Consider the following 15,845-nt stretch of genomic DNA (forward strand, 5'->3'; position numbering starts at 1 on the left):
GATTCCGGAAAAGATCACTCACCGGCGCTGAGCCATTCAGGATCACAAGCCGAAAACAGCAATGATCGCGACGCGGTGTTCGCATGCGACGGCGACGGAATCGGCCACCGCCCCCGGGATCCGGGACCCCTCCACCGGCTCCGTAGACTCAACCCCCATGAGCAACGACCCCGCCGTGGAGATCCGCGGACTGGTGAAGCGGTACGGCACCAAGACAGCGGTGGACGGCCTGGACCTCACCGTCCGGAGGGCCTCCGTCACCGCGGTCCTCGGTCCCAACGGCGCGGGCAAGACGACCACGGTGGAGACGTGCGAGGGCTACCGGCGTCCCGACGCCGGCACCGTCCGCGTCCTCGGCCTCGACCCGGTAGCCCAGGCCGGGGCGCTGCGCCCGCGGATCGGAGTGATGCTCCAGTCCGGAGGCGTCTACTCCGGGGCCCGCGCGGTCGAGATGCTGCGTCACATGGCCACCCTGTACGCCGACCCCCTCGACGTCGGGCCCCTGGTGGAACGCCTCGGCCTCGGCACCTGCGGCCGCACCCCCTACCGCCGGCTCTCCGGCGGCCAGCAGCAGCGCCTGGCCCTCGCCATGGCCGTCGTGGGCCGCCCCGAGCTGGTCTTCCTGGACGAGCCCACCTCCGGGCTGGACCCGCAGGCCCGCCGGGCAACCTGGGACCTCGTACGGGAGCTGCGCGCCGACGGGGCCACCGTCGTGCTCACCACCCACCACATGGACGAGGCCGAGCAGCTCGCGGACGAGGTCGCCATCGTGGACGCCGGCCGGGTCATCGCCCACGGCAGCCCCGAGCAGCTGTGCCGGGGCGGCGCCGAGAACACCCTCCGCTTCACCGGCCGGCCCGCCCTGGACCTCGCCTCGCTGCTGAAGGCGCTGCCCGACGGCACCCAGGCCGCCGAGCTCACCCCCGGCGCCTACCGGGTCACCGGCGACGTCCACCCCCAGCTGCTCGCCACCGTCGCCTCCTGGTGCGCACAGCACGGCGTCATGCCGGACAGCCTCTCGGTGGAGCGGCACACCCTGGAGGACGTCTTCCTGGAGCTGACCGGTAAGGAGCTGCGCCGATGAGCGCCGGCACGTTCACCCCCAATCCGGGGGCGGCCCCCGTCTCCCGCATGATCCTCGCGCAGACGGCACTGGAGACCCGGATGCTGCTGCGCAACGGGGAGCAGCTGCTGCTGACCGTGATCATCCCGGCGCTGCTGTTGACCCTCTTCTCGACCGTGGACATCGTGACCGTGCCCACTCAGGAGGGGGGCGCCGGGAAGTCCGTCGACTTCCTCGCCCCCGGGGTCCTGGCGCTCGCCGTGATGTCCACCGCGTTCACCGGCCAGGCCATCGCCACCGGCTTCGACCGCCGCTACGGGGTCCTCAAGCGCCTCGGGGCCTCCCCGCTGCCGCGCTGGGCCCTGATGGCCGCCAAGACCCTGTCCGTCCTGGTCACCGAGGTGCTCCAGATCGCCCTGCTGACGGTGATCGCCCTCGCTCTGGGCTGGTCCCCGCACGGGAACCCGCTGTCGGTGGCCGCGCTGATCCTGCTCGGCACCGCCGCGTTCTCGGGGCTGGGGCTGCTGATGGCGGGCACCCTCAAGGCCGAGATGACCCTGGCCGCCGCCAACCTGGTGTTCCTGCTCCTGCTGGTCGGCGGCGGGGTGATCGTGCCGCTGGAGAAGTTCCCGGACGCCGTTCAGTCCGTCCTCGGGCTGCTGCCCATCTCGGCACTGTCCGACGGACTGCGCGAGGTGCTCCAGCAGGGGGCCGCGCTGCCGTGGGGCGACGTGGCCGTGCTGGCGGCCTGGGCCGTACTCGGTCTGGGCGCCGCGGCGCGGCTCTTCCGCTGGGAATGAAACCCTTCCCCTCCCGGCGGCATTGCCGCGAGGATGGGCGCCTCCACACATGAGCCGGGGGGCGGACATGGTGCAGCGGGAGGCCGTTCTACGACTGGACGACCAATGGGCACGCGTGCGGTCGGGGGCCGCGCACGCGGAGCCGGCGGAGCGCGAGCGGCTGCTCGACGAGCTGATCGGGGCCCTGCGCACCCGTCCGGACGACCCCGACTGCACCGCGCTGCTGGGACTGCGCCTCGCCGACCGGGCGGCCCTGCGCTTCGCCGAGGGGGACCGCGCGTCCGCCCTCGCCCTGATCGAGGAGGGGCTGCGCAGCTCCGAGCGCGCGGCCGCGTACTCCCCCGAGTTCACCCGCTGGTACGCCCGCGGGCTGATCAACCACGGCGTGTGGCTGGCCTGGCCGCTGAGCGACGAGGACCGGCTGCCGAGGCATCCGCTGGGCCGGACCGCCACTGAGGGGCCGAGCGCCATGGAGCGGGCGGCCGGTGAACGCGCCCGCGATCTGACCCGGACGGCGGTCGGGGTGTGGGCGGGCCTGGACCAGCGGGACCCGGTCAACCGCCTGGGCCTCGCCCAGGCCAAGGTGTTCCTCGGGGACCGGCTCGCGGAGCTGGGACACACCGAGGACGCGGTGGCCTGGGCCGTGGACGCGGAATCGGACTTCCGGCAGCTGATGCTCGCGGACCACGGCTCGGAGGAGGCCGAGGAGGCCGAGGAGGCCCTCGACCACATCGGCCGCCAGCTGGAACTGCGCCTGCGCTTCCTGGCCTTCGATTCACTGGTGCGCGCGCGCGCCGAGCGGCTGCTGCCCGAACGGCTGCTGCCCCAGGCCGTGGTGGCCGCCCGCGTCCAGGGGATCGCGGAGTCCGAGATCGCGGCCCGGTTGCGGCTCGGCGCCGAACAAGTGCGCACGATGCTGGAGGTCACGCCGTGGCTCGCGGTGTGGCGCGTCGAGGTGCGCGGTCCTGACGGACTGTGGAACGTACTGGAACATCCGTGGCACAGTTCCGCAGAAGTGAGAAACAGGACAGCCGAGGATGTAGGGGCTGAATTAGTGCGGTGGTTCACGGACTCGGCGGACCACCCCGGCGACAGCGGCCACTGGCGCGTCCTCCTGTGGTGGCACGCGGAGGGCGACCCGGCCGGAGTGCGGTTCCGGCTGACCGTCGGCCCCGACGCCCCTGCGGGCACCCCCTCGTGAAACTTTGCACAAGGCTCCGCTTACGATAGGGGCCGTGTTGAACCCTTTCGCATACATCGCCAGTCGCTGGACGCCGTCACCCCGGATCGTCCGGCGGGCCGCGGCCGCCGCGCTCCTCATGAGCGTGGTCATCGTCGTCACCGGCGGCGCGGTGCGGCTGACCGGATCCGGACTCGGCTGTGACACCTGGCCCAAGTGCACCGACGACAGCCTGGTCGCGACGCCGGCCCAGGGCTTCCACGGTGCCATCGAGTTCGGCAACCGGATGCTGACGTACGTGCTCAGCGCGGCCGTCGGCTGGGTCATCCTCGCGGCCCGCTCGGCCAAGCCCTGGCGCGCGGCGCTGACGAAGCTCGGCTGGGTCCAGTTCGTCATCGTGATGGCCAACGCCGTACTCGGCGGCATCACCGTCATGACGGGTCTCAACCCGTACAGCGTGGCCGGGCACTTCCTGCTCGCCACCGCGCTGATCACCGTGACCACGGTGACCTGGCAGCGCACCCGGGAGGGCGACAGCGCCCCCCGGCCGCGCGTGCCCGGCCCGGTGCGCAAGCTCGCCCGGGCGATGCTCGCGGTGACCTTCGTACTGATCGCGGCGGGCACGGTCGTCACCGGTTCCGGACCGCACGCCGGCGACCGCAGCGAGATCAGGCGGATGCCGTTCGACTGGTCGGCCACCGCCCACGTGCACGCCGTCGCCGCCTGGGTGGTGTGCGCGCTGGCCGTGGCGATGTGGCTGGTGCTGCGCGTGGTCGACGCCCCCGCCGACACCCGGGCCCGCGCCCGTGACCTGCTGATCGTGCTGCTGGCGCAGGGTGGCATCGGCTACGTGCAGTTCTTCACCGAGCTGCCCGAGCTCCTCGTCGCCGCCCACATGCTGGGCTCCTGCCTGGTGTGGATCTCGGTGCTCCGGGTCGTGCTGAGCCTGCGCGAGCGGCCGGCCGGGCAGGCGGAGATCCCGGCCCAGGGCGACCCCCAGCTCTCCACCGTCTGACGCCCGGGCCTGGTCCAAGGGCTGTCCCCTCATCCCCGGCGGGTGCACGAGGCCGGCTATGGCACCACGCTGCGTCGCCGGAACGCCCGAATACTGGCCGGGCACGCGCGGCCGGGGGGCGCTGTCGCCCTCCCGGGTGCGCTGCCAAGTCACCAGTACGGGGACGCCCCTCCGCCGTGCGATGTACCGCACCTGACGCCGTGCGCCGACCCACCGGGGATCACGGGACGGCCCTCACACCCGCTCGTCCAGCCGGTAGACGCGGCGGGCATTGCCCGCCGCGACCATGGCGGCCACCCGCCCCGCGTCCCGCCAGGACCAGGACCCGTCGCCGACCCAGCCGCCCAGCACCCGGCCCAGCGCCTCCCGGAACACCAGGGCGCCCACCGCGTGCAGCTCGGGCAGCTGCCGCCCGCCGCTGGAGAACAGCAGCTTCCCGAACGGGGCGACTTCCAGCAGCTCGGCCAGGACCGCCGCGGCCCGCGCCCCGGTCTGCCCGAGGGCCGCGCCGGCGTCGGCGTAGACGTGCGGGAAGGCAGCGGCCAGCTGCGCCGCGTGCCGGTGGTAGGGGTATCCGCCGAGCAGCATCAGGCGCGTTCCCAGACCCGCGGTGGCCCGTACGAACCCGGTCAGCGGCGCCGGGTCCCCCGCTCCGGTGTGCAGCTGGAGCGGCAGCCCGGAGGCGACCGCGCTCCACACCAGGTGCCGCAGGAGTACGGGGTCGCGCACGGGCTCGCCCCTGGTCCGCCCCTCCAGCCACCGTCCGGCCGCCCCGCGCACCTCCCCGGGATCGGGCGGGCCGGGCGCGTCGGCCAGAACGGACGGGTGGTCGACGGCAGCGCCGCAGGTGAAGGCCACGGCCCCGGCGGCGGCGTGGTGCACGGCCCCGGCGAGGTTGGCGAGGAAGGCGGCCACCGTGCCGGAGGTGTCGGCCACCTGCTCGGCCAGCAGCTCCAGCCGGACCGCCTCGAAGGTCTCGGCGTCCCCGGCGAGGGCCAGCTCTTTTGGACCGGTCAGGTCCCCGGGCACGCCGGTGTCGACCAGGTAGGCGCCGATCCCGGAGCCCCGCAGCAGCAGCCGCGCGGACTCGGCCGCTCCCAGCTCGCGCCGCCGGGCCAGATAGCGGGCGGGGGCGCAGTGCGGCTCCAGCCCGAGCAGCGGAGGGCACCAGCGCCGCACGGCGAAGCCGGTCTGCGTGTCGAAGAAGGTGGTGCCCGCGGCGGGTGGGCCGGCGGAGCGGACCAGCTGGGCCTCGAAGGTGCCCAGGCCCAGCTCCGTACGGAGGACTCCGTAGCAGTACTGGTCCACCAGGGGCGGCGTTTCGATCATCCGGGCATCCCGTTGCGGACGTGAGGAAGGGGCTTCCACACGTCCTAACGGGTGAGCGGGGCGCGAGGTGTTGCTCGCGCTGTTGACCGAGCCGCCACTCCGGGCCCCGGACGGCGTCCGGGGGAGGCTGGGCCGCCGGCAGGGCCGTCTCTTTCGGATCTTGCCGGCCGACAAGATCCGGAAAGGACTGCCCTAGGCCGCCGGGTTCTGGCTGCCGCCGAGCTGGATGCCGGCCATCCGCGTCCACTCGTACGGGCCGGTGTGCACGCGAGCGGCGAACTCGCCGTCGAACTCCTCGTGGAGGGTCAGTCCGGCCTTCTCGACGGCCAGCTGGGCCACCGCGAAGGTCGGGGCGACCAGGTCGCCCCATCCGCCGTCCGTGCCCACGAGCACGATCCGGGTGCCGGCCTGGCCGATGTGGGCGAGGTGACCCTCGGCGCCGCCGTGCTGCCCGGCGAACGCGCCGATCTGCTTGGCCAGCTTCGCCGCCGTGCGGTCCTGCTTCTTGTCTGCGGTGGTGTCTGCCATGGACGGCATGCTACCGGTGAGTAATCAACGGAGGAAGGGATCCACGGCGACCGCCACGAAGAGCAGCGACACATAGGTGATGGACCAGTGGAACAGGCGCATCTCCTTGAGCTTCGCGCCCGTCACGCCGGCCTTGGCCCGGGCGTTCAGCCCGTGCGCCTCCCACAGCCACCAGCCGCCCGCGACCAGCGCGACCGCCGTGTAGAACCAGCCGGTGTACCCCAGCGGGGTCAGCAGCAGCGAGACGGCCACCATCACCCAGCTGTAGAGGACGATCTGCCGGGCCACGACCTTGTTCCCCGCCACGACGGGAAGCATCGGCACGCCGACACGCGCGTAGTCGTCCTTCACCTTCATGGACAGCGGCCAGTAGTGCGGCGGCGTCCAGAAGAAGATGACGAGGAAGAGGATGACCGCGGCCCAGGAGACCTCGTCCTTGACCGCGGACCAGCCGATGAGCACCGGCATGCAGCCCGCGATGCCGCCCCAGACGATGTTCTGGGCGGTGCGCCGCTTCAGCATCATCGTGTAGACGACGACGTAGAAGAGGAGCGCGCCGAGAGCGAGGGCCGCCGACAGCCAGTTGATCAGCAGGCCGAAGAAGAGGGTGGAGACCACCCCGAGGGTGATGCCGAAGACCAGGCACTCGCGCGGGCTGACCATGCCGGTCACCAGCGGGCGCTGCGAGGTCCGGTCCATCAGCGCGTCGATGTCGCGGTCGATGTACATGTTCAGCGCGTTGGCGCCGCCCGCGGACAGATAGCCGCCGAAGCAGGTCGCGAGGACCAGCCACAGCGACGGCACACCCTGCTCGGCGAGGAACATCACCGGCACTGTGGTGATCAGCAGAAGTTCGATGATCCGCGGCTTGGTCAATGCCACGAAAGCCATGACCCGGGCCCCGAACGGCCGGTGGACGGGGCTCGTCCCGAGCACCCCCGCTGGACGGGATTCGACGGCCGTCACACGCACCCCTGAGAGAGAATCCAGCAAGCCCCGACCCGCACCGTTCAGTAGATGAAGGGGTGGTGGAGGCTTGCGCGTACCACGCCACTCTAGACGTTGCGCTTACGTCGCCCTGCGCGGGGGTCGCTTCGTGTTGGGCCGATCGGACGGGGCGGGGAGGTGAACACCGGCCACCGGCGTGGTGACGGACTGTGGGCACTCGAATAGCTGCACGCCGTTGCGGGGGTAGGCTCGGAATCGCGCCGGTGCGACCGTTCGTCACCGGGAACAGACATGTGGAGAGGAGCCCTGACCAACGGTGAGCACCAAGCCGACCACCACAGAGCTCGAGTGGACCGAACTGGACCAGCGGGCCGTCGACACCGCCCGCATCCTGGCCGCTGACGCGGTCCAGAAGGTCGGAAACGGCCACCCCGGTACGGCGATGAGCCTGGCCCCCGCCGCGTACACCCTCTTCCAGAAGGTGATGCGGCACGACCCGGCGGACCATGAGTGGGTCGGCCGCGACCGCTTCGTGCTCTCCGCGGGGCACTCGTCCCTCACCCTTTACACCCAGCTCTACCTCGGTGGCTTCGGCCTGGAGCTGGACGACCTCAAGGCGTTCCGCACCTGGGGCTCCAAGACCCCCGGGCACCCGGAGTACGGCCACACGGCCGCCGTCGAGACCACCACCGGCCCGCTGGGCCAGGGCATCGCCAACGCGGTGGGCATGGCCATGGCCGCCCGCTACGAGCGCGGCCTGTTCGACCCGGAGGCCGCCCAGGGCGCCTCCCCGTTCGATCACATGATCTACGCGATCGCGGGCGACGGCTGCCTCCAGGAGGGCATCTCCCACGAGGCGTCCGCGCTGGCCGGCCACCAGAAGCTCGGCAACCTGGTGCTGCTGTGGGACGACAACCACATCTCCATCGAAGGTGACACCGAGACGGCAGTCTCCGAGGACACCCTCAAGCGTTACGAGGCGTACGGCTGGCACGTCCAGCGCGTCGCCCAGCAGGAGAACGGCGACCTCGACCCGAAGGCGCTGTTCGCCGCCCTCCAGGCCGCCAAGGCCGAGACCGAGCGCCCCTCGTTCATCGCGATGCGCTCGATCATCGCCTGGCCCGCCCCGGACGCCCAGGGCACCGAGGCCGCGCACGGCTCCGCGCTCGGCGACGACGAGGTCGCGGCCACCAAGCGCGTCCTCGGATTCGACCCGGAGCAGACCTTCGAGGTCTCCGACGAGGTCATCGCCCACACCCGCAAGGCGCTCGACCGCGGCCGCGAGGCCAAGGCCGCGTGGGAGAAGGACTACTCCGCCTGGCGCACCGCCAACCCGGAGCGCGCCGCCGAGTTCGACCGCATCAACGCCAACGAGCTGCCCGCGGGCTGGGAGGACGAGCTCCCCGTCTTCGAGGCCGGCAAGGGCGTCGCCACCCGCGCCGCCTCCGGCAAGGTGCTCCAGGCGCTCGGCGCGGTCATCCCGGAGCTGTGGGGCGGCTCGGCCGACCTGGCCGGCTCCAACAACACGACCATCGACAAGGAATCCTCGTTCCTGCCGGTGGGCAACCCGCTGCCGGAGGCCGACCCGTACGGCCGCACCATCCACTTCGGCATCCGCGAGCACACCATGGCCGCGGCCATGAACGGCATCGCCCTGCACGGCCACACCCGCATCTACGGCGGCACCTTCCTGGTGTTCTCCGACTACATGCGCAACGCCGTCCGCCTCTCCGCGCTGATGCACGTCCCGGTGACGTACGTGTGGACGCACGACTCCATCGGTCTCGGCGAGGACGGCCCGACCCACCAGCCGGTGGAGCACCTGGCCTCGCTGCGCGCCATCCCGGGCCTGAACGTCGTCCGCCCGGCCGACGCGAACGAGACCGCCATCGCCTGGCGCGAGATCCTGCGGCGCCACACCAAGGTGTTCGGCAAGGGCGCCCCGCACGGTCTGGCGCTCACCCGCCAGGGCGTGCCGACCTACGAGCGCAACGAGGACGCCGCCAAGGGCGGTTACGTGATGTTCGAGGCCGAGGGCGGTCCCGCCGAGGTCGTCCTCATCGGCACCGGCTCCGAGGTGCACCTGGCCGTCGAGGCCCGCGAGCAGCTGCAGGCCGAGGGCGTCCCCACCCGGGTCGTCTCCATGCCGTCCGTCGAGTGGTTCGAGGAGCAGGCCCAGGAGTACAAGGACAGCGTCCTGCCGTCCTCGGTCAAGGCCCGCGTCGCGGTCGAGGCCGGCATCGGTCTGACCTGGCACCGGTACGTCGGCGACGCCGGCCGGATCGTGTCACTGGAGCACTTCGGCGCCTCCGCCGACGCGAAGGTGCTGTTCCGCGAGTTCGGCTTCACCGCCGAGGCCGTGACCGCCGCCGCCAAGGACTCTCTCGCCGCAGCCGCGCGCTGACGCCCGTACAAGACCAGTAGGAGATGCAATTCCCATGACAGACGCACTCAAGCGCCTCTCCGACGAGGGCGTGGCGATCTGGCTGGACGACCTGTCCCGCAAGCGCATCACGTCCGGCAACCTGGCTGAGCTCATCGACCAGTCGCACGTGGTCGGTGTCACCACCAACCCGGCGATCTTCCAGAAGGCGATCAGCGGCGGCGAGGGCTACGAGCAGCAGCTCACCGACCTCGCGACCCGCAAGGTCACCGTGGACGAGGCCCTGCGCATGATCACGACGGCGGACGTCCGTGACGCCGCCGACATCCTGCGCCCCGTCTACGACCGCACCGACGGCCAGGACGGCCGCGTGTCCATCGAGGTCGACCCCCGTCTGGCGCACAACACCCCGGCGACCATCGCCGAGGCCAAGCAGCTGGCCTGGCTGGTGGACCGCCCGAACACGCTCATCAAGATCCCGGCGACCAAGGCCGGCCTGCCGGCGATCACCGAGGTCATCGGCAAGGGCATCAGCGTCAACGTCACGCTGATCTTCTCGCTGGAGCGCTACCGCGAGGTCATGGACGCGTACCTGGCGGGTCTGGAGAAGGCCAAGGCCGCCGGCCTGGACCTCTCCCTGATCCACTCGGTCGCCTCGTTCTTCGTGTCCCGCGTGGACAGCGAGATCGACAAGCGCCTGGACGCCGTCGGCACCGACGAGGCCAAGGCCCTCAAGGGCAAGGCGGCGCTCGCCAACGCCCGTCTGGCCTACCAGGCGTACGAGGAGGTCTTCTCCTCCGACCGGTGGAACGCCCTGGAGCGTGTCGGCGCCAACAAGCAGCGTCCGCTGTGGGCCTCGACGGGCGTCAAGGACCCGGCGTACAAGGACACCCTGTACGTGGACGACCTGGTCGCCCCGAACACGGTGAACACCATGCCGGAGGCCACGCTGGATGCCACCGCCGACCACGGCCGGATCACCGGCGACACCGTGCGCGGCAGCTACGAGCAGGCGCGCGCCGAGCTCGACGCGGTCGCGAAGCTGGGCATCTCGTACGACGATGTGGTGCAGCTGCTCGAGGACGAGGGCGTCGAGAAGTTCGAGGCGTCCTGGAACGACCTGCTGAAGTCGACCGAGGCGGAGCTTGAGCGCCTCGCCCCCACGGAGGCCTGAACACCTTGTCTGTAAACGGAGCGAACCCGCTTCGTGACGCACAGGACCGGCGGCTCCCGCGCATCGCGGGGCCGTCCGGCCTGGTCATTTTCGGCGTTACGGGTGACCTGTCGCGCAAGAAGCTGATGCCTGCCGTCTACGACCTGGCCAATCGCGGGCTGCTCCCGCCGGGCTTCTCGCTGATCGGCTTCGCCCGCCGGGAGTGGGAGCACGAGGACTTCGCCCAGGAGGTGTACGAGGCCGTCAAGGAGCACTCGCGCACGCCGTTCCGGGAGGAGGTCTGGCAGCAGCTGGTGCAGGGCTGCCGGTTCGTGCAGGGCGACTTCGACGACGACGCGGCCTTCGAGACCCTGAAGGCGACGATCGAGGACCTCGACAAGGCGCAGGGCACGGGCGGCAACTTCGCCTTCTACCTGTCCGTCCCGCCGAAGTTCTTCCCCAAGGTGGTCCAGCAGCTCAAGGACCACGGTCTGGCGCAGAAGGACGGCTCCTGGCGGCGCGCCGTCATCGAGAAGCCCTTCGGCCACGACCTGAAGAGCGCCGAGGAACTCAACAAGGTCGTCCACGAGGTCTTCCCCCGTGACGAGGTCTTCCGGATCGACCACTACCTCGGCAAGGAGACCGTCCAGAACATCCTGGCGCTCCGCTTCGCCAACACCATGTTCGAGCCGATCTGGAACCGGTCCTACGTCGACCACGTGCAGATCACCATGGCCGAGGACATCGGCATCGGCGGCCGGGCCGGCTACTACGACGGCATCGGCGCGGCCCGTGACGTCATCCAGAACCACCTGCTGCAGCTGCTCGCGCTGACGGCGATGGAGGAGCCGGGCACCTTCCACCCCAAGGCGCTGGTGGCGGAGAAGCTCAAGGTACTGACCGCCGTGGAGCTGCCCGAGGACCTGGGCAAGCACACCGTGCGCGGCCAGTACTCGGCGGCCTGGCAGGGCGGCGAGAAGGTCGTCGGGTACCTCGAAGAGGACGGCATCGACCCCAAGTCGAAGACCGACACCTACGCGGCCATCCGCCTGGAGATCAACAACCGCCGCTGGGCGGGCGTCCCGTTCTACCTGCGGACCGGCAAGCGCCTGGGCCGCCGGGTGACGGAGATCGCGGTGGTCTTCAAGCGGGCCCCGTACCTCCCGTTCGAGTCGGGCGCGACCGAGGAGCTGGGGCAGAACGCCCTGGTCATCCGGGTCCAGCCGGACGAGGGCGTGACGGTCCGCTTCGGCTCCAAGGTTCCGGGCACCTCCATGGAGGTCCGGGACGTCACGATGGACTTCGCCTACGGCGAGTCCTTCACGGAGTCGAGCCCCGAAGCGTACGAGCGGCTCATCCTCGACGTGCTCCTCGGCGACGCGAACCTCTTCCCGCGTCACCAGGAGGTCGAACTCTCCTGGAACATCCTCGACCCGATCGAGGAGTACTGGGACAAGCACGGCAAGCCCGCGCAGTACCCGGCGGGCACCTGGGGTCCGGTCGAGGCGGACGAGATGCTCGCACGAGACGGACGGAGCTGGCGCCGGCCATGAAGATCGACCTGACGGAGACCAACTCCAGCAAGATCAATGCCGCGTTGGTGAAGGCGCGCCGGGACATCGGCACGCCGGCCATCGGCATGGTCCTCACGCTGGTGATCGTGACCGACGAGGAGAACGCGTACGACGCGCTCAAGTCGGCGAACGACGCGTCCCACGAACACCCCTCGCGGATCGTCGTCGTCGTCAAGCGGGTCAGCCGTTCGCCGCGCAGCCGCCAGGGCGCCCGTCTCGACGCGGAAGTCCGCGTCGGGGCGGACTCCGGCACCGGCGAGACGGTGGTGCTCCGCCTTCACGGCGAACTGGTCGACCACGCCCAGTCGGTGGTTCTCCCTCTTCTGCTGCCGGACGCCCCCGTGGTGGTCTGGTGGCCGGACGGCGCCCCCACGGACCTGGCGGGCGACCCGCTGGGTGCGCTGGGGCAGCGCCGGATCACGGACACGTACGCCTGCGAGGACCCGATCGGGGCCCTCGGCACGCGGGCCGCGGCGTACGCGCCCGGGGACACGGACCTGTCCTGGACCCGGATCACGCCGTGGCGCTCCATGCTGGCGGCCGCGCTGGACCAGCAGAACCTGTCGGTCACCTCGGCGACCGTCGAGGGCGAGGCCGATAACCCGAGTTGCGAGCTGCTGGCCATGTGGCTGGCGGACCGGCTCCAGGTTCCCGTCACGCGCACGCTGTCGTCGGGCCCCGGCCTCACGGCCGTGCGCCTGGAGACCAAGGACGGCGCGATCGTCCTGGACCGGGCGGACGGGGCGCTGGCCACGCTGTGCATGCCGGGACAGCCGGACCGTGCGGTGGCGCTCAAGCGCCGTGACACGGCCGAGCTCCTGGCCGAGGAGCTGCGCCGGCTGGACCCGGACAACACGTACGAGGCCTCACTGAAGTTCGGCGTGTCGAAGCTCCGGTCCGCGGATGGCGCCCCGGCGAAGCCCGAGGCCGAGTCCGGGGCCCCGGTCGAGGCGGCGCCCGCCGAGGCCGCCCCGAAGCCGAAGCCGGCCAGGAAGACCGCGGCCAAGTAGCCCGTCCCCTGCGGGTCCCCTGCTGGGGCTCCGCCCCGGACCCCGCGCCTCGAACGCCGGCGGGCTGAATGTTCCCGGCGAGGCTGGATTGCGCGGAGCGCAATTTCAGCCTCGCCGGTGTTTGAGGCGCGGGGTCCGGGGCGGAGCCCGGGAAACGGAGAAAGGGCGGGGCGGGCACCAGCTCCGCGCAGCGCACCCGCACCCGCACCCACCCTCACTACCAAGAAGGCGGCAGCACATGGGTATGACGACTCCCCAGGTCGTCGTCCACCGGGACAAGGAGCTGATGGCCCAGGCCACGGCGGCCCGGCTCATCACGAAGATCGTGGACGCACAGACGGCCCGCGGCACCGCGTCCGTCGTCCTCACCGGCGGCCGCAACGGCAACGGCCTCCTCGCGGCGCTCGCCGTTGCCCCCGCCCGCGACGCGGTCGACTGGTCGCGGCTGGACATCTGGTGGGGCGACGAGCGCTACGTCCCCGCCGACGACCCCGAACGCAACCACACCCAGGCCCGTGCGGCCCTCCTGGACTCCGTCCCGGTGGATCCCGCCCGGGTACACGTCATGCCGGCCTCGGACGGCCCGTACGGGGACGACGTGGACGCCGCGGCGGAGGCGTACGCGGCCGAGCTGGCGGCGGCGGCCCGCCCGGAGGACCACGGCCCGGTCCCCGGCTTCGACGTGCTCATGCTGGGCGTCGGCCCGGACACCCATGTGGCCTCGCTCTTCCCGGAACACCCGGCGACCCGCGAGACCGAGCGCACAGTCGTCGGGGTCCACGGCGCCCCGAAGCCCCCGCCCACCCGGATCTCACTGACGCTCCCGGCGATCCGGGCGGCGCGCGAGGTCTGGCTCCTCGCGGCGGGCGAGGACAAGGCGGGCGCGGTGTCGATCGCCCTCGGCGGCGCCGGGGACTTCCAGGCTCCGGCCGCGGCCGCCCACGGCCGCTCCCGCACCCTGTGGCTCCTGGACCGCGCGGCGGCCGCGAAGCTCCCCTCCGGGATGTACCCGCCGGCCTCCTGACGTACGGCGAAGCGCCCCGCACCGGCCGGTGCGGGGCGCTTCGGCGTTTCCGGCTCCGTCAGCCCTCAGCCGCGGCCGCGCAGCTCGCGGTAGACCGCCACCAGGGCCTTCGTGGAGGCGTCCAGGCCCGGTACGTCCGCGCCCTCCGTCAGCGCGGGCTCGACCCGCTTGGCGAGGACCTTGCCGAGCTCCACGCCCCACTGGTCGAAGGAGTCGATGTTCCACACCGCGCCCTGGACGAACACCTTGTGCTCGTACAGCGCGATCAGCTGCCCCAGCACCGCCGGGGTGAGCTCGGTGGCCAGGATGGTGGTCGTCGGGTGGTTCCCGTGGAAGGTCTTGTGCGGAACCAGCGACTCGGGGGCGCCCTCCGCCCGCACCTCGTCGGCCGTCTTGCCGAAGGCCAGCGCCTGGGTCTGCGCGAAGAAGTTCGCCATCAGCAGGTCGTGCTGCGCCGCGAACGAGGATCCCAGCTCCGCCACCGGGCGCGCGAAGCCGATGAAGTCCGCGGGGATCATCTTCGTCCCCTGGTGGATCAGCTGGTAGTACGCGTGCTGTCCGTTGGTGCCGGGCGTGCCCCACACCACCGGACCCGTCTGCCACTGCACCGGATTGCCCTCGCGGTCCACCGACTTGCCGTTGGACTCCATGTCCAGCTGCTGCAAGTAGGCGGTGAAACGGGAGAGGTAGTGGCTGTACGGGAGCACCGCGTGCGACTGCGCGTCGAAGAAGTTGCCGTACCAGATGCCCAACAGGCCGAGCAGCAGCGGGGCGTTCTCCTCCGGCGGCGCCGTGCGGAAGTGCCGGTCCATGGTGTGGAAGCCGCCGAGCAGCTCGCGGAACGCGTCCGGGCCGATCGCGATCATCAGGGAGAGGCCGATGGCCGAGTCGAAGGAGTAGCGGCCGCCGACCCAGTCCCAGAAGCCGAACATGTTGGCCGGATCGATGCCGAACTCGGTGACCTTCTCGGCGTTGGTCGACAGCGCCACGAAGTGCCGCGCCACGGCAGCCTGGTCACCGCCGAGCCCCGCCAACAGCCACTCCCGCGCCGAAGTGGCGTTGGTGATGGTCTCGATGGTGGTGAACGTCTTGGAGGCGATGATGAACAGCGTCTCGGCCGGGTCCAGGTCCCGGACGGCCTCGTGCAGGTCCGCACCGTCCACGTTGGACACGAAGCGCACGGTCAGAGCGCGGTCGGCGAAGGCGCGCAGCGCCTCGTACGCCATCGCGGGACCCAGGTCGGAGCCGCCGATGCCGATGTTGACGACGTTCCTGATGCGCTTGCCGGTGAAGCCGGTCCACTGCCCCGACCTGACCTGGCCGGAGAAGGCGGTCATCTTGTCGAGGACGGCGTGCACCTCGGGGACGACGTCCTCGTCGTCCACCTCGATGACGGCGTCCGCCGGGGCGCGCAGCGCGGTGTGCAGGACCGCCCGGCCCTCGGTCACGTTGATCTTCTCGCCGCGGAACATCGCCTCGCGCAGCTCGGCCACGCCGGTCGCCGCCGCCAGTTCGCGCAGCAGCGTCAGCGTCTCGTCGGTCACGAGGTGCTTCGAGTAGTCGATGTGCAGGTCCCCGACGCGCAGGGTGTAGTCGGCGCCGCGGCCCGGATTCTCCTCGAACAGCTCCCGCAGATGCGTCTGTCCGAGCTCTTCTCGGTGCTTGCCGAGTGCGAGCCACTCCGGCGTCCGGTTGAGCTTCGTACGGCTCTCTGCGTTCATTTCGGACATCAACCCACTTCTTCCGTCCTGTCGTGCCCCGCCGGGCTCCAACTTAAGGGATCCGAAGCGGCACAACCCACACAAAGAGGCCCGGTCACGCAGGAGAAGTTCCCTGCG

The 15,845-nt window shown here is 71.4% G+C and carries 13 protein-coding genes; 9 read left to right on the top strand and 4 right to left on the bottom strand.

Translation table 11 applies throughout. The features are described from left to right. Positions 1-157 precede the first annotated feature (157 nt). The 4 genes from AB0D48_RS02660 to AB0D48_RS02675 are packed head-to-tail and all read left to right on the top strand — an operon-like array spanning position 158 to position 4,058. Positions 158-1,084, top strand: coding sequence for an ABC transporter ATP-binding protein (locus AB0D48_RS02660; RefSeq protein ID WP_362389990.1), 927 nt, complete (start codon positions 158-160; stop codon positions 1,082-1,084). After that, positions 1,081-1,863 (top strand): ABC transporter permease, encoded by a 783-nt coding sequence (locus tag AB0D48_RS02665; RefSeq protein ID WP_362389993.1) that lies wholly within the window; start codon positions 1,081-1,083, stop codon positions 1,861-1,863. The genes AB0D48_RS02660 and AB0D48_RS02665 overlap by 4 nt, the downstream gene beginning before the upstream one ends. 49 nt (positions 1,864-1,912) lie before the next feature. Then, complete coding sequence (locus AB0D48_RS02670) at positions 1,913-3,064, top strand: hypothetical protein (RefSeq protein ID WP_362389995.1); 1,152 nt, start codon at positions 1,913-1,915, stop codon at positions 3,062-3,064. Between the two features lie 25 nt (positions 3,065-3,089). Beyond that, positions 3,090-4,058, top strand: coding sequence for a COX15/CtaA family protein (locus tag AB0D48_RS02675; protein ID WP_362390452.1), 969 nt, complete (start codon positions 3,090-3,092; stop codon positions 4,056-4,058). A 234-nt stretch (positions 4,059-4,292) separates the two neighbouring features. Here the strand turns inward: AB0D48_RS02675 and AB0D48_RS02680 are convergent, their stop codons facing one another. From AB0D48_RS02680 to AB0D48_RS02690, 3 genes are all read right to left on the bottom strand, one after another. Further along, positions 4,293-5,387 (bottom strand): amidohydrolase family protein, encoded by a 1,095-nt coding sequence (locus AB0D48_RS02680; RefSeq protein ID WP_362389997.1) that lies wholly within the window; start codon positions 5,385-5,387, stop codon positions 4,293-4,295. A 192-nt stretch (positions 5,388-5,579) separates the two neighbouring features. After that, the gene (locus tag AB0D48_RS02685) at positions 5,580-5,915 is read right to left on the bottom strand and encodes a hypothetical protein (RefSeq protein WP_362389999.1); all 336 of its coding nucleotides are present in this window, start codon (positions 5,913-5,915) and stop codon (positions 5,580-5,582) included. A 24-nt stretch (positions 5,916-5,939) separates the two neighbouring features. Further along, positions 5,940-6,881: a heme o synthase gene (locus AB0D48_RS02690; protein WP_362390001.1), complete on the bottom strand. Its 942-nt coding sequence runs from the start codon at positions 6,879-6,881 to the stop codon at positions 5,940-5,942. A 298-nt stretch (positions 6,882-7,179) separates the two neighbouring features. Between AB0D48_RS02690 and tkt the strand changes: the two genes are divergently transcribed. The 5 genes from tkt to pgl all read left to right on the top strand — a co-directional run bounded on the left by tkt (position 7,180) and on the right by pgl (position 14,007). Continuing rightward, positions 7,180-9,267 (top strand): transketolase, encoded by a 2,088-nt coding sequence (tkt, locus tag AB0D48_RS02695; RefSeq protein ID WP_362390003.1) that lies wholly within the window; start codon positions 7,180-7,182, stop codon positions 9,265-9,267. 34 nt (positions 9,268-9,301) lie between these two features. After that, complete coding sequence (tal, locus tag AB0D48_RS02700) at positions 9,302-10,420, top strand: transaldolase (protein WP_362390005.1); 1,119 nt, start codon at positions 9,302-9,304, stop codon at positions 10,418-10,420. A 5-nt stretch (positions 10,421-10,425) separates the two neighbouring features. Further along, positions 10,426-11,952: a glucose-6-phosphate dehydrogenase gene (zwf, locus tag AB0D48_RS02705; RefSeq protein ID WP_362390007.1), complete on the top strand. Its 1,527-nt coding sequence runs from the start codon at positions 10,426-10,428 to the stop codon at positions 11,950-11,952. Continuing rightward, positions 11,949-12,983, top strand: coding sequence for a glucose-6-phosphate dehydrogenase assembly protein OpcA (gene opcA, locus AB0D48_RS02710; protein WP_362390009.1), 1,035 nt, complete (start codon positions 11,949-11,951; stop codon positions 12,981-12,983). The genes zwf and opcA overlap by 4 nt, the downstream gene beginning before the upstream one ends. A 244-nt stretch (positions 12,984-13,227) precedes the next feature. After that, entirely contained in the window at positions 13,228-14,007 is a 780-nt protein-coding gene (pgl, locus tag AB0D48_RS02715; RefSeq protein WP_362390454.1) for a 6-phosphogluconolactonase, read from the top strand. A 65-nt stretch (positions 14,008-14,072) separates the two neighbouring features. Here the strand turns inward: pgl and pgi are convergent, their stop codons facing one another. Then, positions 14,073-15,728, bottom strand: a complete 1,656-nt coding sequence (gene pgi / locus AB0D48_RS02720) for a glucose-6-phosphate isomerase (RefSeq protein ID WP_362390456.1) — start codon at positions 15,726-15,728, stop codon at positions 14,073-14,075. Between the last annotated feature and the right edge of the window lie 117 nt (positions 15,729-15,845).

It is taken from the genome of Streptomyces sp. NPDC048269, assembly GCF_040652395.1.
Classification (GTDB): domain Bacteria; phylum Actinomycetota; class Actinomycetes; order Streptomycetales; family Streptomycetaceae; genus Streptomyces.